The sequence below is a fragment of the Streptomyces sp. SID5464 genome, from assembly GCF_009862985.1.
Classification (GTDB): Bacteria; Actinomycetota; Actinomycetes; order Streptomycetales; family Streptomycetaceae; genus Streptomyces; species Streptomyces chartreusis_D.
This window is the reverse complement of the sequence record NZ_WWIQ01000079.1, coordinates 92,946-110,931: the sequence shown is the minus strand read 5'-3', so window position 1 is coordinate 110,931 and position 17,986 is coordinate 92,946. Positions and strand designations below refer to the sequence as shown.

Annotated in this window: 20 protein-coding genes; 6 read left to right on the top strand and 14 right to left on the bottom strand. The window is 73.0% G+C overall.

All coding sequences use genetic code 11. The annotated features are described in order from the left end of the window. Positions 1-52: 52 nt before the first annotated feature. The 9 genes from cysC to GTY47_RS39945 all read right to left on the bottom strand — a co-directional run bounded on the left by cysC (position 53) and on the right by GTY47_RS39945 (position 8,876). Positions 53-646 carry an adenylyl-sulfate kinase gene (cysC, locus tag GTY47_RS39980; RefSeq protein WP_078602880.1) on the bottom strand — a complete coding sequence of 198 codons (594 nt, stop codon included), beginning with the start codon at positions 644-646 and terminating at the stop codon, positions 53-55. Then, complete coding sequence (locus GTY47_RS39975) at positions 643-1,353, bottom strand: phosphoadenylyl-sulfate reductase (RefSeq protein ID WP_010042582.1); 711 nt, start codon at positions 1,351-1,353, stop codon at positions 643-645. The genes cysC and GTY47_RS39975 overlap by 4 nt, the downstream gene beginning before the upstream one ends. Next, complete coding sequence (locus tag GTY47_RS39970) at positions 1,350-1,529, bottom strand: hypothetical protein (protein WP_010042581.1); 180 nt, start codon at positions 1,527-1,529, stop codon at positions 1,350-1,352. The genes GTY47_RS39975 and GTY47_RS39970 overlap by 4 nt, the downstream gene beginning before the upstream one ends. Further along, positions 1,526-3,223, bottom strand: coding sequence for a nitrite/sulfite reductase (locus GTY47_RS39965; protein ID WP_010042580.1), 1,698 nt, complete (start codon positions 3,221-3,223; stop codon positions 1,526-1,528). Before GTY47_RS39965 ends, GTY47_RS39970 begins: the two co-directional genes overlap by 4 nt. A gap of 130 nt (positions 3,224-3,353) precedes the next feature. Further along, the gene (locus tag GTY47_RS42010; protein WP_310887545.1) at positions 3,354-3,437 is read right to left on the bottom strand and encodes a putative leader peptide; all 84 of its coding nucleotides are present in this window, start codon (positions 3,435-3,437) and stop codon (positions 3,354-3,356) included. 126 nt (positions 3,438-3,563) lie between these two features. Continuing rightward, positions 3,564-4,136: a GNAT family N-acetyltransferase gene (locus tag GTY47_RS39960; protein WP_010042579.1), complete on the bottom strand. Its 573-nt coding sequence runs from the start codon at positions 4,134-4,136 to the stop codon at positions 3,564-3,566. Between the two features lie 44 nt (positions 4,137-4,180). Beyond that, the gene (locus GTY47_RS39955; protein ID WP_010042578.1) at positions 4,181-5,509 is read right to left on the bottom strand and encodes a hypothetical protein; all 1,329 of its coding nucleotides are present in this window, start codon (positions 5,507-5,509) and stop codon (positions 4,181-4,183) included. Between the two features lie 173 nt (positions 5,510-5,682). After that, the gene (locus GTY47_RS39950) at positions 5,683-6,975 is read right to left on the bottom strand and encodes a GAF domain-containing protein (RefSeq protein WP_231911108.1); all 1,293 of its coding nucleotides are present in this window, start codon (positions 6,973-6,975) and stop codon (positions 5,683-5,685) included. A gap of 266 nt (positions 6,976-7,241) precedes the next feature. Further along, positions 7,242-8,876, bottom strand: coding sequence for an acyl-CoA dehydrogenase family protein (locus tag GTY47_RS39945; protein ID WP_029181366.1), 1,635 nt, complete (start codon positions 8,874-8,876; stop codon positions 7,242-7,244). A 109-nt stretch (positions 8,877-8,985) separates the two neighbouring features. Between GTY47_RS39945 and GTY47_RS39940 the strand changes: the two genes are divergently transcribed. Further along, the gene (locus tag GTY47_RS39940) at positions 8,986-10,140 is read left to right on the top strand and encodes a YihY/virulence factor BrkB family protein (RefSeq protein ID WP_029181365.1); all 1,155 of its coding nucleotides are present in this window, start codon (positions 8,986-8,988) and stop codon (positions 10,138-10,140) included. Positions 10,141-10,611: 471 nt separating this feature from the next. Here the strand turns inward: GTY47_RS39940 and GTY47_RS39935 are convergent, their stop codons facing one another. Further along, on the bottom strand, positions 10,612-11,457 hold the full coding sequence (locus GTY47_RS39935; RefSeq protein WP_010042567.1) for an NmrA family transcriptional regulator: 846 nt from the start codon (positions 11,455-11,457) through the stop codon (positions 10,612-10,614). Positions 11,458-11,538: 81 nt separating this feature from the next. Between GTY47_RS39935 and GTY47_RS39930 the strand changes: the two genes are divergently transcribed. After that, complete coding sequence (locus GTY47_RS39930; RefSeq protein WP_078602879.1) at positions 11,539-12,510, top strand: AraC family transcriptional regulator; 972 nt, start codon at positions 11,539-11,541, stop codon at positions 12,508-12,510. Positions 12,511-12,619: 109 nt separating this feature from the next. Next, on the top strand, positions 12,620-13,309 hold the full coding sequence (locus GTY47_RS39925) for a helix-turn-helix domain-containing protein (protein WP_010042565.1): 690 nt from the start codon (positions 12,620-12,622) through the stop codon (positions 13,307-13,309). Here the strand turns inward: GTY47_RS39925 and GTY47_RS39920 are convergent. Further along, positions 13,289-13,693 (bottom strand): VOC family protein, encoded by a 405-nt coding sequence (locus GTY47_RS39920; protein ID WP_010042564.1) that lies wholly within the window; start codon positions 13,691-13,693, stop codon positions 13,289-13,291. The two genes, GTY47_RS39925 and GTY47_RS39920, sit on opposite strands and share 21 nt — an antisense overlap. Before the next feature lie 125 nt (positions 13,694-13,818). Here GTY47_RS39920 and GTY47_RS39915 point away from each other — a divergent pair, with 125 nt between their 5' ends. The 3 genes from GTY47_RS39915 (at position 13,819) to GTY47_RS39905 (ending at position 15,705) form a co-directional block, all read left to right on the top strand. Beyond that, positions 13,819-14,226 (top strand): SRPBCC family protein, encoded by a 408-nt coding sequence (locus GTY47_RS39915; protein ID WP_010042562.1) that lies wholly within the window; start codon positions 13,819-13,821, stop codon positions 14,224-14,226. A 333-nt stretch (positions 14,227-14,559) separates the two neighbouring features. After that, positions 14,560-14,883, top strand: a complete 324-nt coding sequence (locus GTY47_RS39910; protein ID WP_010042559.1) for a hypothetical protein — start codon at positions 14,560-14,562, stop codon at positions 14,881-14,883. Positions 14,884-15,165: 282 nt separating this feature from the next. Further along, positions 15,166-15,705, top strand: coding sequence for a peptidoglycan-binding protein (locus GTY47_RS39905; RefSeq protein ID WP_010042556.1), 540 nt, complete (start codon positions 15,166-15,168; stop codon positions 15,703-15,705). 48 nt (positions 15,706-15,753) lie between these two features. Here GTY47_RS39905 and GTY47_RS39900 read toward each other — a convergent pair whose 3' ends face one another. From GTY47_RS39900 to GTY47_RS39890, 3 genes are all read right to left on the bottom strand, one after another. After that, complete coding sequence (locus tag GTY47_RS39900; RefSeq protein ID WP_010042554.1) at positions 15,754-16,185, bottom strand: helix-turn-helix transcriptional regulator; 432 nt, start codon at positions 16,183-16,185, stop codon at positions 15,754-15,756. A 149-nt stretch (positions 16,186-16,334) separates the two neighbouring features. Then, on the bottom strand, positions 16,335-16,757 hold the full coding sequence (locus GTY47_RS39895; protein ID WP_010042552.1) for a RidA family protein: 423 nt from the start codon (positions 16,755-16,757) through the stop codon (positions 16,335-16,337). A 106-nt stretch (positions 16,758-16,863) separates the two neighbouring features. Continuing rightward, positions 16,864-17,907 carry a substrate-binding domain-containing protein gene (locus tag GTY47_RS39890; protein WP_010042550.1) on the bottom strand — a complete coding sequence of 348 codons (1,044 nt, stop codon included), beginning with the start codon at positions 17,905-17,907 and terminating at the stop codon, positions 16,864-16,866. Positions 17,908-17,986: the final 79 nt, after the last annotated feature.

The window sequence follows — 17,986 nt, the reverse complement described above, 5'->3', positions numbered from 1 at the left end:
TGGGAGAGGGCGTACGGGCTGTCGGTCTCCTCGGAAACCGTGGCGGCGGTCGTCATGCCAGTCCCCTTTCGCTGAGCAGGGCGTACACGGACGCAGCGGACTCCTGCACGGTCTGGTTCTGCGACTCGATGCGCAGATCGGGCGACTCGGGCGCCTCGTACGGGTCGTCGACCCCGGTCAGGCCCTTCAGCTCACCCGCGGCCTGCTTGGCGTACAGACCCTTCACGTCCCGCTCGCTGCACACCTCCACCGGAGTCGCCACGTGGATCTCCACGTACGCGGTGCCGTTCGTCTGGTGCCGCTTGCGCACCGCCTCGCGGCTGTCCTGGTACGGCGCGATGACCGGGACGAGGGCGAGCACGCCGTTGCGGGCGAGCAGTTCGGCGACGAAGCCGATGCGCTGCACGTTGGTGTGCCGGTCCTCGCGGCTGAAGCCGAGGCCCGCCGAGATGAACTCGCGGATCTCGTCGCCGTCGAGCACCTCGACGCGGTGGCCCTCGGCGCGGAGCCGGCCGGCCAGCTCGTAGGCGATGGTGGTCTTGCCGGCACTCGGCAGACCCGTGAGCCAGACGGTGGCTCCGGTCGTCACGTCGGTCTCCTGAATCGTCTGAGTCTTCTGAGGAGTCTGTGTCCGAGGCGCGGTCATCCGTGCAGCCCGCACTCGGTCTTGCTGCGGCCCGCCCAGCGGCCGGCGCGCGCGTCCTCGCCCTCAAGGACCCTGCGGGTGCAGGGGGCGCAGCCGACGGAGGCGTAGCCGTCCATCAGCAGCGGGTTCGTCAGGACGCCGTGTTCGGTGACGTAGGCGTCCACGTCGTCCTGGGTCCAGCGGGCGATCGGGGAGATCTTGACCTTCTGGCGCTTCTCGTCCCAGCCGACGACCGGGGTGCCGGCCCGGGTCGGGGACTCGTCGCGGCGCAGCCCGGTCGCCCAGGCCTGGTAGTTCTTCAGGCCCTCCTCCAGCGGCCGGACCTTGCGCAGCGCGCAGCACAGGTCGGGGTTGCGGTCGTGCAGCCTGGGGCCGTACTCCGCGTCCTGCTCGGCGACCGTCTGGCGGGGCGTGAGCGTGATGACGTTGACGTCCATCACGGCGTCGACCGCGTCACGGGTGCCGATGGTCTCCTCGAAGTGGTAGCCGGTGTCGAGGAAGACGACGTCGACGCCGGGCATCGCCCGGGAGGCGAGGTGGGCGACGACCGCGTCCTCCATCGAGGAGGTCACGCAGAAGCGCTTGCCGAACGTCTCGGCCGCCCACTGGAGGATCTCCAGCGCGGAGGCGTCCTCGAGGTCGCGGCCCGCCTGCTCGGCGAGTGCCTTGAGGTCCTCGGAGGTGCGTCGTTCCTGAACCGTGGTCATATCTGTGCCCCTCCGGTGTCGGATCGCTTCAGCCCCTGGGCCAGCAGCCCGAGGAACTTCAGCTGAAAGGCTCGGCTGCACGCCGCGCATTCCCACGCGCCGTGTCCCGCCTCGCTCGGACGCAGGTCCTCGTCACCGCAGTAGGGGCAGTAGAAGGGGGCCGCTCGTTCGCTCATGAAAGGGCCTCCTCGCTGGCCCGGGCCGCCCAGGTGGCGAACCGCTCGCCGTCCTCGCGCTCCGCCTGGAACCGCTTCAGGACGCGCTCGACGTAGTCGGGCAGTTCGTCGGAGGTGACCTTCAGACCGCGCACCTTGCGGCCGAAGCCCGCCTCCAGGCCGAGCGCGCCGCCCAGGTGCACCTGGTAGCCCTCCACCTGCTCGCCCTGGTCGTTGACGACCAGCTGGCCCTTGAGACCGATGTCCGCCACCTGGATACGGGCGCAGGCGTTCGGGCAGCCGTTGAGGTTGATGGTGATCGGCTCGTCGAAGTCCGGCAGACGGCGCTCCAGCTCGTCGATGAGCTGCGAGCCGCGCTGCTTGGTCTCGACGATGGCGAGCTTGCAGAACTCGATGCCGGTGCAGGCCATGGTGCCGCGCCGGAACGAGGACGGCCGGGCGGTCAGGTCGAGTGCCTCCAGGTCCTCGACGAGCGACTCGACCTTGTCCTCCTCGACATCGAGGACGATCATCTTCTGCTCGACGGTGGTGCGCACCCGGCCCGAGCCGTGGGCCTCCGCGAGGTCGGCGATCTTCGTGAGCGTCGCGCCGTCGACGCGTCCCACGCGCGGGGCGAAGCCGACGTAGAAGCGGCCGTCCTTCTGCCGGTGCACGCCGATGTGGTCGCGCCACTGCTGGACCGGCTGCTCGGGAGCCGGGCCGTCGACCAGCTTGCGCTTGAGGTACTCGTCCTCCAGGACCTGCCGGAACTTCTCCGCGCCCCAGTCGGCGACGAGGAACTTCAGCCGGGCCCGGTTGCGCAGCCGGCGGTAGCCGTAGTCACGGAAGATCGAGATGACGCCCTCGTAGACGTCCGGGACCTCGTCGATCGGCACCCAGGTGCCCAGCCGCACGCCCAGCTTGGGGTTGGTGGACAGGCCGCCGCCGACCCACACGTCGAAGCCCGGGCCGTGCTCGGGGTGGACGACGCCGACGAACGCGACGTCGTTGATCTCGTGCACCACGTCCAGCAGCGGCGAGCCCGAGATCGCGGTCTTGAACTTCCGCGGGAGGTTCGAGTACGCCTTGTTGTTCAGGACGCGGCGCTTCATCTCCTCCAGCGCCGGCGTGGCGTCGATGATCTCGTCCGCCGCGATCCCGGCGACGGGCGAGCCGATCATCACGCGCGGGGTGTCGCCGCAGGCGGTGACCGTGGACAGGCCGACGCCCTCCAGCCGGTTCCAGATCTCGGGCACGTCCTCGATCCGGATCCAGTGGTACTGCACGTTCTGCCGGTCGGTGATGTCGGCCGTGCCGCGCGCGAACTCCTGCGAGATCTCGCCGATGACCCGGAGCTGCCGGGTGGTCAGCGCACCGCCGTCGATGCGGACGCGCAGCATGAAGTACTCGTCGTCCAGCTCCTCCGGCTCCAGGACCGCCGTTTTGCCGCCGTCGATCCCGGGACGGCGCTGGGTGTACAGGCCCCACCAGCGCATCCGGCCGCGCAGGTCGTTCGGGTCGATCGAGTCGAAGCCCCGCTTGGAGTAGATCGTCTCAATGCGTGTCCGCACATTGAGACCGTCGTCGTCCTTCTTGAACTGCTCGTTGCCGTTGAGCGGGGTGTGGTGCCCCGCGGCCCACTGACCCTCACCGCGGTGACGGCTCACCTTGCGGCGGGGAGTCGCGGCGGCAGGCTTCTGCGGGGTGGCGGCCATGGTTGATACGTCCTTCGGGACAGGCGGGAAAGCGGCTCTGACCTGCGCATGCGGGCGCATGGGCATAGGGGCGCGTCATTGCGCGGGGAGGAGACGAGAAAGGGAGATGTCGGGCGCTGCGTGAGTACTCTCAGCGCGCCGGACAGATGGCGCTGGACATGCGGCCGAGGTCGACGTGGCGTCGACTCACCAAGGCAATCCCAGTTCCAGGCATGACGGAAGCGTGTCACGGCGATCTGGACACAGTCCAGCTTCGTCCAAGATTCGGACACTCATGTCTCGGTATCCAAGACGTGAGTGTCCTTGGTCACACCGGGCCGTCCCGGGGTGTCCGACCAGGTCAGACGGGGAACGCCCCAGGCCACGGCCCCGGAGCGGTGACGTCCGGTTCCTCCTCGACCTTGGTGTCGAACAGCTTGAACCCGCGGCGCTGGTAGTTGGCCATCGCGTGCTCGCCGTCCTTGCTGCACGTGTGCAGCCAGACCCGCTTCGTCGGCGTCAGTCCCGCCCAGCGGTCCGCGAGGTCCCAGGCACGGGCCGTGCCGTACGACAGCAGGTGCCCGCCGATGCGCCGGCCGCGGAAAGCGGGGAGCAGTCCGAAGTGGAGGATCTCCACGACCGCGTCGTCCTGCGCCTCCAGCTCCACGTACCCCGCGGGCGTGCCACGGTCGTACGCCACCCACGTCTCCACCCCGGGGCGCTCCAGGTGCTCCAGCCACCGCGCGTACGACCAGCCCAGCTGGTCCGTCCAGCGGACGTCGCCGCCGACCGAGACGTACAGGTACCGGCTGAACTCGGGCGAGGGCACCTCGGAGCGGACGATCCGGACGTCCCCGTCCGGCGCGGCGGCCGGCAGCAGGTCGGTCGGGGCGGTCTGCTCCAGAGACCAGGTGGTCACGGTGATGGTGGTCATGCGGGCCAGAAAACCATCTGACCCACTGGTCTGTCGATCGTGGCCTACCGGTCTGCCGGTCGGCCCAGCGCCCTGTCCACCGACGCCAGCGGCAGCGCGAACAGCATCCGCCCCGACTGGGACCAGAGCTCACCCGTCTCCTCCCAGTAGGACAGGGAACCCGACAGGCCGCTCCAGCAGTGGCGCGTCTCGTCCGTCGCGCACTCCGCCGCCCGCGCGCCCTTCGTGTCCTGGCGCCACAGCGTCCCGTGCCCCCCGGGCGTGCCCGCCGCGCGGTCGAGGTACCAGCCCGAGCGGTACGACAGCACGCCCCGCACGTCGGCCGTCTTCGTCTCGTACGCCTCGACCGGGTCCGCGTGCTCCGAGGAGTCCGTGGCGAGCAGGCCGGACCGGGCAGGGTCCCGGCTCAGCGCGTAACGCCACAGCCGGGTGCGGCGGTCGCCGTCCGCGGGCACCCACTCGCTCGCCACCAGACTGTCGGGGGAGGTGCTGCGGTCGAGGGAGACGGCGGCCGGGTGCGGCACGTCGTCCCCGCCGGGCAGGGCGTACGAGGCGACCGCGGGCAGTACGAACCGGTAGCCGTACGCCGACCAGCCGCCCCGCACCCGGCCGACCGCGTCCGAGTCGACCGTGGCGCGCTGGATGCGGTCCATGTCGTAGACGTACAGCGCGTCCCGGTCGCCCTCGCGGGTCGTCACCAGCAGCTTGTCCTGGTACCAGACCATGCCGGACAGCGGGGAGACCAGCCCCCGGTAGTCCCGCCCGCCGTCCACCGGGACGGCCAGCAGGGCCCAGGTGTAGCGGAGCCGGTCGGGATCGTTCGCGTCGACGAAGGCGACCTTGGCCAGGCCCTGCTCGGGGGCGGGGCCGTCCATGGAGCCGCCCCCGGCGCCGCCGCGGGTCCAGCCGGAAAGGATCACGCGGTTCCCGCCCCAGCGGCCGTCGTCGTCCGCGTCGCCCGAGGTGGTGACCGCGCCGGGCCGCCAGCCCCGGGTGTCGGCGCCGCCGAAGCAGTACGCGCGCGTGGCCGCCGGCTCGACCGGCAGGGTGTGCTTCTCGGCGGTCGGGCAGCCGGCCGCGTTCCGCAGCGTGCGGTCGGCGCTGTCCAGCACCGTGCCGGCACCGACGGGCCGGCCCATCTCCGAGGTCAGCCGGTCGAGCCACGGCCCGGGCACCCGGTGCTCGGCCAGCTCCAGCCGCCCGGCCCCGGCGGACACGCCGATCGGCTTCAGGGCCCCGGGCGCGTCGGCGACCGTGGCCTGCGAGGCGCTGATCAGAGTGGCGGCGGCGGTGAGCGCGAGAGCCGTCCCGGCCAGGACGCCACGCAGCGCCCTGCCCCGCCTGCGCCGCCGGTGTCTGCCACGATGCTTCATAACGTCCTCCCGAGGCGGGCCAACTGCGCCTTGCGGTCCGTACGTTGACGGAGGAGCAGGTGGGGTGGCCCGTGGAGGATGCTACGGCAGGTGGGCGGGGCGGGGGGCGAAGACCTTGCAAATATGCGCAAGATGCACCCGTGGGGGCCGACGGACGGCACGTCCCGTGAACCTCAGGGGGCCGGTGCGGAGCTGCGCAGCCTCCCCACCGCCGGTGCCGTCGAGTGCGGCAGCAGGTCGTTCGGGTCGTCCGGGAGGACCACCTCGACCTCGGCGTCCTCGGCGAAGCGGTAGGGCCGGTGTTCCAGGAACGCGCCGAGGTAGCGCCGCACTCGCGACATCTCGGCGCGTACCGTCACCGTGCGGGCCGGGTCACCGAACACGTCGCCGGCCAGGTCCGAGGCGCTGCGGCCGGTGCGGTGGACGGCGAGGAGGTACAGCAACTCGGCGTGCCGGGGGCTCAGTTCGCGGGTCCAGGAGCCCGCGCCGCCGGAGACCGCCACCGTCCATCTGCGGGCCTGCCTGAGGTCCAGCACGATCCTGGTCGCCCCGCGCGGCACCGGCTCGTCGGCGGCCGCCCGCAGCAGCCAGCCCCCGGCCAGCGGCTCCACGGAACACAGCCCGAGCGCCGGCACCCACCTCGGGCCCGGCGACAGGGACTTGGGCAGGGCCACGCGCCGCGTGTACGGCGTCCCGCTGACCGCGGCGGTCCAGCCGTCCCGGTCGACGACCAGGGCACGCCCGTCGAGCCGGGCCAGCACCGGCGCCGCCACCGCGCGCAGCCGCTCCAGCGACTCCTGGTGCCTCTCCCGCAGCCGGGCCTCGGCGAGTTTCGCGACCGAGTCCACCCAGGCGAGCGTGGCCGGATGCATCGTCTCCAGCGGACCGCTCACGTCCACCACGCCGAGCAGCCGGCCGTCCCGCGGATCCGTCAGCGGAGCGCCGGCACAGGTCCAGCCGGCCTGGGAGCGCACGAAGTGCTCGGAGGCGAAGACCTGCACGGGCCGGCGCACCACCGCCGGGGTGCCCAGACCGTTCGTGCCGACGACGTCCTCACGCCAGTCCGCGCCGAGTTCGAAACCGAGCCCGTCGGCCTTGCGCAGCACCGGCGCGCTGCCCTCCCGCCACAGCACCCGGCCCTCCTCGTCGGCGACCACCATGATGTGGTGGGCGACGTCCGCGAACCCGAGCAGCCCCTCCCGCAGCACCGGCAGCACATGGCGCAGTACCGACGTCTCGCGCCGCCGCTGCACCTCCTCGCGGGACAGCAGATCCGCCCGGAAGTCGTGGTCAGGATCGACACCGCTGCGCAGCATGCGCTCCCAGGACTGCTCGATCACCCGGCGCGGTGACACGGGGGCGGGCTGCCCGGACAGCCGGGCGGAGCGGACCTCGCTGAGCACCCGGGCCGCACGCGTGGTGTCCGCGGCGGCGAGCTGCGTGACGTTCATCGGTGAGTGCGCCACTGGTCCTCCAGGAACAAGGGCTGCGGGCCCGGGCGTGAAGCCCTTTCCGACTGACCGTCTCATAGTGCCGCCTGCCCCACAGGGGCGCGCACAGTCCGCAGACAGTCAGCAGCAAGTTGCAACCCCTTGCAACCCTGGTGGACCGCCCGGCCGTGTCTGAAACTTGAGCGGCGCCGTCCCGAGCGGCGTTCAGTGGCTCGAACGGGCCAGTGCGGCGGGGGTGGTGCCGTGTCGGCGCAGCACCACCCCCGCTTCGGCTGCCCGGATCAGGCCACCGGCCGGGCCCGCTCCACCACCGACGCCAGATCGAGCGTGTGCGGGAGCGTCCCGAACGCCGCGCCCCCGTCGCCGCCCAGCCGCGCCGCGCAGAACGCGTCGGCGACCTGCGGTGGCGCGAAACGGACCAGCAGCGACCCCTGGAGCACCAGCGCCAGCCGCTCCGCCAGCCGCCGCGCCCGCCCCTCCACGCCCTGCAGATCGGCGAGTTCGGTCAGCAGGTTCTTGATGGCCCCGTCGAGCCGGTGATCGGCGCCGCGCGCCTGCCCGACCTCCCGCAGATACGCGTCCAGCGCACCGGGCTCCCGCTGCAACGCCCGCAGCACGTCGAGGGCCTGGACGTTGCCCGCACCCTCCCAGATCGAGTTGAGCGGCGACTCGCGCACCAGCCGGGGCAGCCCGGACTCCTCGACGTAGCCGTTGCCGCCCAGGCACTCGGCCGCCTCCACCGCCACCGGCGGGCACCGCTTGGTCACCCAGTACTTGGCCGCCGGCACCGCGATCCGCAGCAGCGCCCGCTCCTGCTCGCCGCCGTCGTCACAGGCCGCCGCGAGCCGCAGCGCCAGCGTCGTCGCCGCCTCCGACTCGATGGCGAGGTCGGCGAGGACATTGCGCATCAGCGGCTTGTCGACGAGCTTCCCGCCGAACGCCTCCCGGTGCGTGCAGTGGTGCACCGCCTGCGCCACGGCCTGCCGCATCAGCCCCGCCGAGCCCAGCACACAGTCGAGCCGGGTCGCCGCCACCATCTCGATGATGGTGCGCACCCCGCGCCCCTCCTCGCCGACCCGGCGCGCCCAGGTCCCGTCGAACTCGACCTCGGCCGAGGCGTTCGACCGGTTGCCGAGCTTGTCCTTGAGCCGCTGCAGCAGGAACACGTTGCGCGTGCCGTCCGCCAGCACCCGCGGCACCAGGAAGCAGGTGAGCCCGCCCGGCGCCTGCGCCAGCACCAGGAAACCGTCGGACATCGGCGCGGAGCAGAACCACTTGTGCCCGGTCAGTTCGTACGTCCCGTCCTCGGCGAGCGGCCGCGCGGACGTCGTGCCCGCCCGTACGTCGCTGCCGCCCTGCTTCTCCGTCATGCCCATCCCGAACAGCGCCCCGGCCTTGAGGTGCGCGGGCCTGAGCTCACGGTCGTAGACCATGGACGTCAGCCGCGGTTCCCACTCGGCGGCCAGGTCCGGGTCGGTGCGCAGGGCGGGCACCGCCGCGTGCGTCATCGACAGCGGGCAGCCGTTGCCGGCCTCGACCTGCGTCCACACCAGGAAGGCGGCGGCCCGCCGCAGATGCCCGGCCGGCCGGTCCCAGGCCGCGGTCAGACCGGCCGAGACGCCCTTGCCGAGCAGCCGGTGCCAGGACGGATGGAACTCGACCTCGTCGATCCGGTGGCCGTACCGGTCGTGGGTGCGCAGCCGGGGCGGGTTCTCGTTTGCCTGCGCCCCCCACTCCTGCACCTGGGCGGAGCCGGAGGTCCGCCCGAGCGCCGACAGCTCGCCGAGCACCTCGTCGCGCAGGCCGGGATCCAGATGCCGTTCGACCGCCGCCGTGAGGGCCCGGTCGGCCGAGAAGACGTCGTACCCGACCAGCGGCGGGACCTGGTTGTTCACGGAGTGGGTGCTGCCAGCCATGCTGCGAAAGTACCCCGCGGTGGCACCTTGGTCACCAAGGGGCGAGGGCCGGATGCCCCGGACCGGCCTGAGGGTGAGTACGGTCAGGCGCGACGGATACCGTTAGGGGGTGCAGCCAGCAAGTGAAACCCCCGACACACCCTCCGGGCGCCTCCACCGGGCGCGTGCTCTCTACCGGAACGTCTCCAAGCGCAGGACCGCCTGGCTGTTGCTCAAGGACACCGTCAACTCCTGCATCGAGTACCGCATCCTGGGCCTGGCGGCGGAGGCCGCGTTCTTCACGCTGCTGTCGGTTCCGCCGCTGCTGCTGAGCATGATCGGACTGCTCGGCTACGTCGACGCCTGGACCGGCGCCGACACGATCGAGAGCCTCCAGGCCAACCTCCTGGAGGCCGCCCGCACGGTGTTGTCCGACCGGGGCGTGCGGCAGATCGCCGAGCCGATCCTGCACGACGTGATGAAGGGCGGCCGGCCCGACGTCATCTCCATCGGTTTCCTGTTCGCCCTGTGGTCCGGCTCCCGCGCGGTGAACGTCTTCATAGACACCATCACCGTCATGTACGGCCTCGACGGCGTCCGGGGCATCGTGAAGACCCGCCTGATGGCCTTCGCGCTGTTCATCGTCGCCCTGCTGATCGGCTCGATCGCGCTGCCGCTGATGGTGGCCGGGCCGGACGCGGTGGTGCGGATCGTGCCGTGGTCGACGACGGTCGTCCAGGTCCTGTACTGGCCGGTCGTCATCCTCCTGTCCATCGCCTTCCTGACCACGCTCTACCACGTGTCCGTCCCCGTCCGCTCCCCGTGGATCGAGGACGTGCCCGGCGCGCTCGTCGCCCTCGGCATGTGGGTCCTCGGCAGCTTCCTGCTGCGGATCTACCTGACCAGCACGGTCGAGGGCCCGACGATCTACGGCTCCCTGGCCGCGCCGGTCGCCGTGCTGCTGTGGATCGGTGTGTCCGCGTTCGCCGTGCTCGTCGGGGCCGCGGTCAACGCCGCCATCGACCGGGTCTGGCCGGCCGCCGCGACGGCTGCCGCCCGCGAGGCCAACGAACGCCTGCGGCAGGCGCAGGTCGCCGAGTACGTGGCCCGCGCCGCCGCCGCGGGCGAGTCCGACCCCGACATGCCCTCCGAGTTCCCGGAACGCTGGTCCCGCTTCCTGCCCCCGGAGGACGTCACGGCCCGCCTGCGGACCCATGTGAAGAGCACCCACACGAAGGGCCCTGCCCACTCCAACGGCGAACCACCACCGCCCGCCGACAAGTGACGGGCCTGCGTGTTCCCGCGGCCGCTGGGGCCGCAACGGGCACGCGCTCCGGCGGGCCCGCCGGAACTGCGGTCGCGCCGCATCGCCGCCGCGGCCGGTCCGGGCGGCGACCTGCCCACGACGCGCCCCGCCCGCCCTGGGGGCGGTCGGCCCTCGACGCGCCTTCCGGTGTCCGGTTCGCCGGCGGCTGGCGCTGGATGTCAGCGGGCGACACACCGTCACTCACCCCTGGCCGGCGGGCCACCGCCGGCGTGCCTCCGAGACTCCGCGTGTCCATGGCCGGTGCGCCTGTCGCTGGCTGTCACTCGCTCCGCGGGGCCCGGCCTGGCCGTGGCCGGTGCCGGCGGCGGCCCGCCGACGTCGCCTCACTCGGGTCGCCGTCGGCTCGTGTTCCGGGGCCCCGCGTGCTCGCCGGCAGGCGACGCAGCGTCACTCGTCTCCCGGGTCCGGCCCGGCGGCGGCCCGTCGTCGTCACGCCCGCCACGTTCCCGCCGCCGTCTCCTCCCGCACGAAGTCCGAGAAGTCCCCGGGCGCGCGGCCCAGGACCTCCCGCACGCCGTCCGACAGGTGTGCGTTGCGGCCGTCGAGGAGGGTGTCGAATATCTCGGTCAGGGCTGCGACCTCCTGCGGCGGGACGCCGAAGCCGAGAAGCGTCTCGCCGTAGTCCTGTGTCGACACCGCCCGGTAGCCGAGCGGGCGGCCCGTCGACTCGGCGATTTCCGCGACCGCCTCGCCGAAGGTGAGCAGGCGCGGCCCGGAGAGGGCCACCGTCCGGCCCGCGTACCGGTCGCCGGTGGTCAGCGCGGTCACCGTCACGTCCGCGATGTCCCGCACGTCGAGGAACGGCTCGCGCACCTCACCGGCCGGGAACACCAGCTCCCCGCGCTCCCGCAGCTCCGCCACCAGCGGCCCCTCGCTGAAGTTCTGCGCGAACCACGCGGCCCGCAGGACCGTCCACTCCGCCCCCGACGCGTGCAGCGCCTCCTCGGTGGGCAGGGCCTGATCCTCGCCGCGCCCGGACAGCAGCACCAGCCGCCGTACCCCGAGCCCGACCGCCTCCCGCGCGAGGTCCCCGACCGCCTCGGCGGCGCCCGGCGCACCGACGTCCGAGGGGTACGCGAGGTAGGCCGCATCGGCGCCGCGCAGCGCGTCCGCCCAGGTCGAGCGGTCCCACCAGTCGAAACCGGTCGCCCGCGACGCCGCCCGTACCGTGAGCCCGGCCGCCTTCGCCGCCCGTGCCACGCGGCTGCCCGTACGGCCCGAGGCGCCCGTCACCACAACCGTCATGCCCTGCGTGTCCCGTGTCGTGTTCGTCATGCCGTCGAGTCAACTGCCGTACACCGCGCGGAACCATCGCTGAACGGCTCATTCCCATACGACCGCGTCTACGCTGATCCCATGGACGCGCCCCCACGCTCGAACACGCTCAGGCCGGGGGACCCCCTCGCAGGGCTGCTGGAGGGCCCCCGCGCCCGGGGCGCGTTCATGACCAGGGCGTGCTTCGACCCGCCGTGGGCGGTACGCGTGGAGGACCGGGCGCCGCTCACCGTGATGCTCGTCGTGCGCGGCGAGGCCTGGGTCCTGCCCGACCGGGGCGAGCGGACACGGCTGCGGGCCGGGGACCTCGCCATCGCCCGCGGCCCGGACCCGTACACCTGCGCGGACGACCCCGGTACGGCACCGCAGGCGCTGATCCTTCCCGGCCAGGAGTGCCGCCACCCCGACGGCCGCCCCCTGAACGGCTCCATGGACCTGGGCGTGCGCACCTGGGGCGACCGGCTCGACGGCGCCACGGTGATGCTGATCGGCACGTACCCGATGCAGGGCGAGATCAGCGGCCGGCTGCTGGACGCGCTGCCGCCGCTGCTCGCCCTCACGTCCGACGTGTGGGACTGTCCGCTCACCCCGTACGTCGCCGAGGAGATCGTGCGGGACGAGCCGGGCCAGGAGGTCGTCCTGGACCGTCTGCTGGACCTGCTGGTCATCGCCGCGCTGCGCGCGTGGTTCGCCCGCCCCGAGGCGGAGGCCCCCGCCTGGTACCGGGCCCTGGCCGACCCGGTCGTCGGCGGTGTCCTGCGCCTGCTCCAGGACGACCCCGCCCACCCGTGGACCGTCGCCGCGCTCGCCGCCAAGGCGGGGGTGTCCCGTGCCGCACTCGCCCGCCGCTTCACCGCCCTGGTCGGCGAGCCCCCGATGACGTACCTCACCGGCTGGCGCCTCGCCCTGGCCGCCGACCGCCTGCGCGACTCCGAGGACACACTCGACGCGGTGGCCCGCCGGGTGGGGTACGGCAGCGCGTTCGCCCTGTCGACGGCGTTCAAGCGGGTGTACGGGGTGAGCCCGGTGGAGTACCGGGGGCGGTCGGCGTAGCGGCGGGAGCCGCGGTGCCCTGGCCGGGCGCCCTGGTCGGCGGCGGTGGGGTCGGCCCGGCCCGGGACGCTCGCGGCACCCGCGCGGCCCGCGGCGTAGCCTGGCCCACGTGTACGTGGAGCGGGCGTCACGGCTGACGGGAGCGGTCGTGTGGAGCAATGCCCCCGAGCGGGACGGGGCGGGGCGCGTGCTGCCCGACGGGTGCATGGACCTGCTGTGGCACGAGGGGCGGCTGCTGGTCGCCGGGCCCGACACGCACGCGTACCTCACCGGCGGCGAGACCGGCACCTGGGCCGGCATCCGTTTCTACCCGGGCACGGCCCCGGCCCTGCTCGGCGTACCGGCGCACGAGCTGCGCGACCGCCGGGTCGAGCTGGCGGATCTGTGGCCGGCCTCGGAGGTACGGCGACTGGCGGCACGGGTGAACGCGGCCCCCGACCCGGCGAGCGGACTCGAGGACCTCGCCCTGCGGCGGGCGGCCGGTGCCGATCCGCCGGATCCGCTGCTGCGGCAGGTCGTGACCGCCCTCGGCGCGGGCCGGCCGGTCGCCGCGACCGCCGACGCACTCGGCCTCGGGGCACGCCAGTTGCACCGCCGTTCGCTGACCGCGTTCGGCTACGGCCCCAAGACCCTGGCCCGGATCCTGCGGCTGCGCCGCGCCCTCGCGCTGGCCCGGCACGGCGTGCCCTTCGCGGACACGGCCGCCCGGGCCGGTTACGCCGACCAGGCCCATCTCGCCAGGGACGTCAGGGAGTTGGCGGGCCTGCCGCTGGGGGAGCTACTCGCCCGCCGCGGCTAGCGGAGCGAACAGGTCCACCCCGTTGCCGTCCGGGTCGAGCACCACGGCGTACCGCTGCCCCCAGAAGGCGTCCCAGGGCTTCAGCTCACCCCGGCACCCGGCGCCCACCAGCTCCCCGTACAGCGCGTCCACCTCCTCCGGCCCGTCGCACCGCAGGGCCAGCGAGGTCCGGCCGCCGTCCGCCGGCGGCTGCCACCCGGGCCGGAAGGAGCGGACCGTCTCCCCGGTGTCGAGCATCAGCCGCAACCCGCCGGGCAGCCCGGCCTCGGCGTGCGGCAGGCTCTCGGCGCCCTCGGGGAAGGCGAACCCGAGCCGGCGGTAGAAGGCGACGGAGGCGGCCATGTCGGAGACGACCAGGCCGATGGCATCGAATCGTGCAGTCATGGGATCACCGTAGGCAGGCCGGCGACGCCCGGTCTTGAAGGAATCGGACACCGGTCGGCGCGGTGCCCGATCCGTGTCCGATCCGTTCAAGACGCCCCCCCGGGCAGGCCCGTAACGTCGCCGCCATGACGACCACGACACGGCAATCCAGGCACCTCGGCATCCCCATCGACCGGCCCGCACAGGAGGTCTACGACTACGTCTCGGACCCCGCCAACGTCCCCGGCTGGGCTCCCGGACTGGCCCGTTCCATCGAGCTGGTGGACGGCCGGTGGGTGGGGGAGTCGCCCATGGGGCGGGTCGTGGTGGACTTCACGCCCCGGAACGACTTCGGCGTGCTCGACCACGACGTCACACTGCCCTCGGGGGAGACCGTCCACAACCCGATGCGGGTGCTCGCGGACGGCCCCGGCTGCGAGGTGGTGTTCACCCTGCGCCGGCAGCCCTGGATGAGCGACGAGGACTTCCACCGCGACGCACGTGCGGTGACCGCCGACCTCACGGCCCTCAAGCGGCTGATGGAACGCTCATGAGACATCCGGCCTGGCCGGATAGCAGCTTCCCCGGCCTTCGGAACCCGTGGAACAGTGCCCTCTTGTCATTCAAGGTTCAACTCGACCCGCCGGGCCTCGCCGGGTGAGTCGCCACAACGCATCGGAGCCGGGATGCCCGTACGCCTGCGTCGACCGAGCGTGCGGCGCCCGGGCGGCCCCTCCGTGCCCGGGGCGCTCATTGCTCTGGCGACTGCCGCGGTGCTCGCAGCAAGTGGTTGCAGCGGCACCGAGGCGAACGGGACGGGGAGTTGCCGCCCCGCCGTGACGCAGGGCTCCCTTCCCTCGTGGGCGCGGAAGGGATTCCCGCGAGACGTGTCACAGCGCCACATCATCGGCGACAAGGGGGAAATCGCCGCGATCCTCTTCGGATACCCGTATCACGCGCCGGCAGCCGAGGGCCGGGAGAACAAGATCCTCTGGGTGGCGAAGGACACTGAGGGGGCCGCCGACGCGGGCCCTGACGACCGGTTGACCATCAAGGCCCGCCTCACCGGCACGAACGAAGTGGTGACCCGCTCGGTCACCGGAGGGCCCGGCCCTTCCCTCGTCGACTTGCCGAAGCCGGGCTGCTGGAAGTTCTCCCTCTCCTGGGCCGGGCATTCCGACCACCTCGACCTCGAGTACCTCGCAGGCTGACCACGGCCCGCCCGCCGTCGGACACCTCCTCAGGCGGCCGTCGAAGCGGAATTCGTCGGCGCGGTCGCGTGGATGCGTCCCGCCCCGGCCCATGCAGGTCCCGCGCGTCCCATCCTCCGCCGGGACGCCGCCGCCCCGCCCGTGAACCGTCCCTGGGCGGTCCGCGTACGGCGGGAAAGCTCGCTCCGGCCGCCCCCGGCCCGTGAGGCTGTGCCGTGCCGGATGAGACGAGCCGCCCCAGGGGGAACCCACGGGTGACGGCGGTTCGGAAAGGAAGACCGCATGAGCATGCGCAATCGGGCCATGGCGATGGTGACGGCCGTGTTGCTGGGGGCCGGGGCCACCGGAATCGCCCTGGCGCCGGCCGCCAACGCCGCGCCCGCCTACTTCGGAATCGACGGCGGCGGTGCCGTCGGCAACGACTGGGAGGACGAGGAGAACCTCGGCGTCGAGGCGTACTCCAGGGGCAACGCCATCGCCCTGTGGGAGGCCGTCCTGTGGGCGGACGGTGCCCTGTGGGAGGACGACGAGGGGGAGTGGCGGCCCTTCAAGAAGAGCCAGATCGACGGCTCGTTCGGGCCGGAGACCGAGTCGGCCACGCAGTGGTGGCAGAGCCGGCACAACCTGCCGGAGACCGACGGTGTCGTCGTCAGCGAGAGCTGGGACTTCGCCCAGACCCGGCTGCAGAGCCTCCCGGGCAACATCGTCCAGTACAAGGGCGACGCGCGGAACGTCAACTTCAAGCGCGTGAGCGGCAAGTACCAGGTGAAGCTGAAGAACGTCGGGCCCTGGAAGAACGCCCACTACCGCACCCTCGGCTGAGACCACCGCCGCCGGGGAGCGGGAGCCGGAGCGGATGGACCCGCGCCCTCACCCGCTCCTCGCCGGCAGCACCCACAGCAGCCCGGCCAGCAGCACCACGATGACCGCGAAGGAGACCAACGCCGCCGCCCGCCACCGCCGGTACTCGGCGCCGGGCGGCGGCGTCGCCGTGTCCACCGCCTGCCCGGCCGGTTCCACCGGCACCGCCACGCCGTGCGGCCACGTCTGGTCCGCCAGATCCCACAGCGCAAGCAGCCGCGCCTGGTCCGCCCCCGCCACCCGGCACAGCGCCTGCACCGCTCCTCTCGGTGGCTGCTTGGCCCCGCTGAGATACCGCTGCCACGACGACTTGCTGTACGCCGTCCGCCGCGCCAGCTCGGCCAGGCTCAGACCCGTGCGGTCCTTCAGGCCCCGCAGTTGCGCGACCAGGTGCCGTGCCTCCCTCGGCAGTGCGTCCGGAAGCGGCCGCCAGCGTGTCATGGTCGTCCCCCAACTGCCCGCCGCCGCCCCGCCCCGGACAACGGCCCCTCCCCGCCGCATCGTTCGACGCCGGTCGGTTCCGGCCAGTTCCCCACCGCGACGGGCGCGCGGCGCGCGTCAGGGGTGTGCGACCACCGATCGGGCGACCGTCACTCGGCGTACGGTGCGCCGGGGCGTACCGCCACCGCGTCGACCTCGAACAGCATTCCCGGCAGCGCCAGCGAGGCGACCCCGCTCAAGGTCTGCGCCGGGAGCCGCTCGCCGAAGCGCGCGTGCAGCGCCTTGCCGAGGATCTCCAGCTTGCCGAGGTCGTGGTCCACGATGAACGTGCCGAGACGTACGACGTGTTCATAACCGAGCCCGACCCCCTCCAACGCCGATCGCAGCCGGTCGAAGGCCAGTTCCACCTGCGCGGCGAAGTCGCCGGGCACGGGGGCGCCGGTGGAGTCGGAGGCGTACTGGCCTCCGATGAAGACGGTTTCACCCGGTGCCGAGACGGCGTGGCTGTAGCCGAACGGCGTGGGGTCGTGGAGGGTGGCCGGGTTGGTGATCGTGCGCGAGTCGCGCGTCATGACCGGGCTGTCCTTTCGCGGAGTACGGCCGCCGCACACCGGCGGCGACCCTGGCACTCATCCCCAACTCCCCACGCCTGTACGGCATTCCGTCCCTGGGCACCCCCTAGCAGCGCGGCGCGGTGGTGCTCGCCCGTTCCACCAGGCGCGTCGACAGTTCCGTCCGGGTGCTCTCCGGGTGGTGGCCGTCCATCAGGCGCAGCAGCGACCGCAGGGCCGTCGCCGCCATCTCCGACAGCGGCTGGCGGACCGTGGTCAGCGCGGGGGAGGCCCAGCGCGCCTCGGGCAGGTCGTCGAAGCCGACCACGCTGACGTCGTCCGGGACCCTCAACCCCCGCTCGGCCAGGGCCTCGTACACCCCCAGGGCCATCCGGTCCGAGCAGACGAAGACGGCCGTCGGCGGCTCGGGCAGGTCGAGCAGTTCCAGCATGCGGCGGCGGGCCAGGCCCTCGTCGAAGCCCGCGTGCCGGACGTACTCGGCACGGTGCCGGACCCCGGCCGACGCGAGCGCCGAGCGGTAACCGGCGACCCGGGCGCTGCTGCACATCGTGCGCCGGTGACCGGCGATGACGGCGATGCGCTCGTGGCCCAGGGACAGCAGGTGCTCCGTGGCCGTCAGACCGCCCTGCCAGTTCGCCGCGCCCACCGACGCCACGCCCTCCGGCGGTTCCTGGACCGGGTCGATCATCACGAACGGGATGCGGTGCTGCTCCAGCCAGGCGTACTGGGAATCGCTCAGCTCGGCGAGGTTGAACAGGACCCCGGAGGAGCCCCGGGCGACCAGCTTGTCCAGCCAGCCGCGCTCCGGCCGGCCGGCCCGGGTCCGGGTCAGGGCCGCCGACACCACGACCTCCAGGCCCGCGTCGTGCGCCGCCTCCTCCACCCCGTGCAGCACCGCGCCCGACCAGGAGCTCTCCAGCGAGTGCACGACCAGGTCGACCAGCCGGGGTGCCTTCGACGCGTCGAACCGGGGTCTGCGCACATAGCCGAGCCGGTCGAGCGCCTCGGTGACACGGCGGCGTGTCTCGGGCGCCACGTCCTCCCGGCCGTTGACCACCTTCGACGCGGTCGGCACGGACACCCCCGCCTCGCGGGCCACGACCGCCAGCGTCGGACCGGCCGTCGCACTCGCACTCGCCGTACGGACCATCGGGAACCCACCTCTCCGGCCCGCCCGAGGGCCGTGGAAAGTTTCGACCAGCGCTGCTCACGGCGGTCCGGAGTCCGAC

Excerpts from the sequence above, each read along its gene's own strand:
- GTY47_RS39890 (WP_010042550.1), bottom strand. The coding sequence starts at position 17,907 with ATGGTCCGTACGGCGAGTGCGAGTGCGACGGCCGGTCCGACGCTGGCG.
- GTY47_RS39930 (WP_078602879.1), top strand. The coding sequence starts at position 11,539 with ATGGACGCGCCCCCACGCTCGAACACGCTCAGGCCGGGGGACCCCCTC.
- cysC (WP_078602880.1), bottom strand. The coding sequence starts at position 646 with ATGACCGCGCCTCGGACACAGACTCCTCAGAAGACTCAGACGATTCAG.
- GTY47_RS39945 (WP_029181366.1), bottom strand. The coding sequence starts at position 8,876 with ATGGCTGGCAGCACCCACTCCGTGAACAACCAGGTCCCGCCGCTGGTC.
- GTY47_RS39920 (WP_010042564.1), bottom strand. The coding sequence starts at position 13,693 with ATGACTGCACGATTCGATGCCATCGGCCTGGTCGTCTCCGACATGGCC.
- GTY47_RS39895 (WP_010042552.1), bottom strand. The coding sequence starts at position 16,757 with ATGACGCGCGACTCGCGCACGATCACCAACCCGGCCACCCTCCACGAC.
- GTY47_RS39935 (WP_010042567.1), bottom strand. The coding sequence starts at position 11,457 with ATGACGAACACGACACGGGACACGCAGGGCATGACGGTTGTGGTGACG.
- GTY47_RS39905 (WP_010042556.1), top strand. The coding sequence starts at position 15,166 with ATGAGCATGCGCAATCGGGCCATGGCGATGGTGACGGCCGTGTTGCTG.
- GTY47_RS39960 (WP_010042579.1), bottom strand. The coding sequence starts at position 4,136 with ATGACCACCATCACCGTGACCACCTGGTCTCTGGAGCAGACCGCCCCG.
- GTY47_RS39915 (WP_010042562.1), top strand. The coding sequence starts at position 13,819 with ATGACGACCACGACACGGCAATCCAGGCACCTCGGCATCCCCATCGAC.
- GTY47_RS39955 (WP_010042578.1), bottom strand. The coding sequence starts at position 5,509 with ATGAAGCATCGTGGCAGACACCGGCGGCGCAGGCGGGGCAGGGCGCTG.
- GTY47_RS39965 (WP_010042580.1), bottom strand. The coding sequence starts at position 3,223 with ATGGCCGCCACCCCGCAGAAGCCTGCCGCCGCGACTCCCCGCCGCAAG.
- GTY47_RS42010 (WP_310887545.1), bottom strand. The coding sequence starts at position 3,437 with ATGCCTGGAACTGGGATTGCCTTGGTGAGTCGACGCCACGTCGACCTC.
- GTY47_RS39975 (WP_010042582.1), bottom strand. The coding sequence starts at position 1,353 with ATGACCACGGTTCAGGAACGACGCACCTCCGAGGACCTCAAGGCACTC.
- GTY47_RS39900 (WP_010042554.1), bottom strand. The coding sequence starts at position 16,185 with ATGACACGCTGGCGGCCGCTTCCGGACGCACTGCCGAGGGAGGCACGG.
- GTY47_RS39970 (WP_010042581.1), bottom strand. The coding sequence starts at position 1,529 with ATGAGCGAACGAGCGGCCCCCTTCTACTGCCCCTACTGCGGTGACGAG.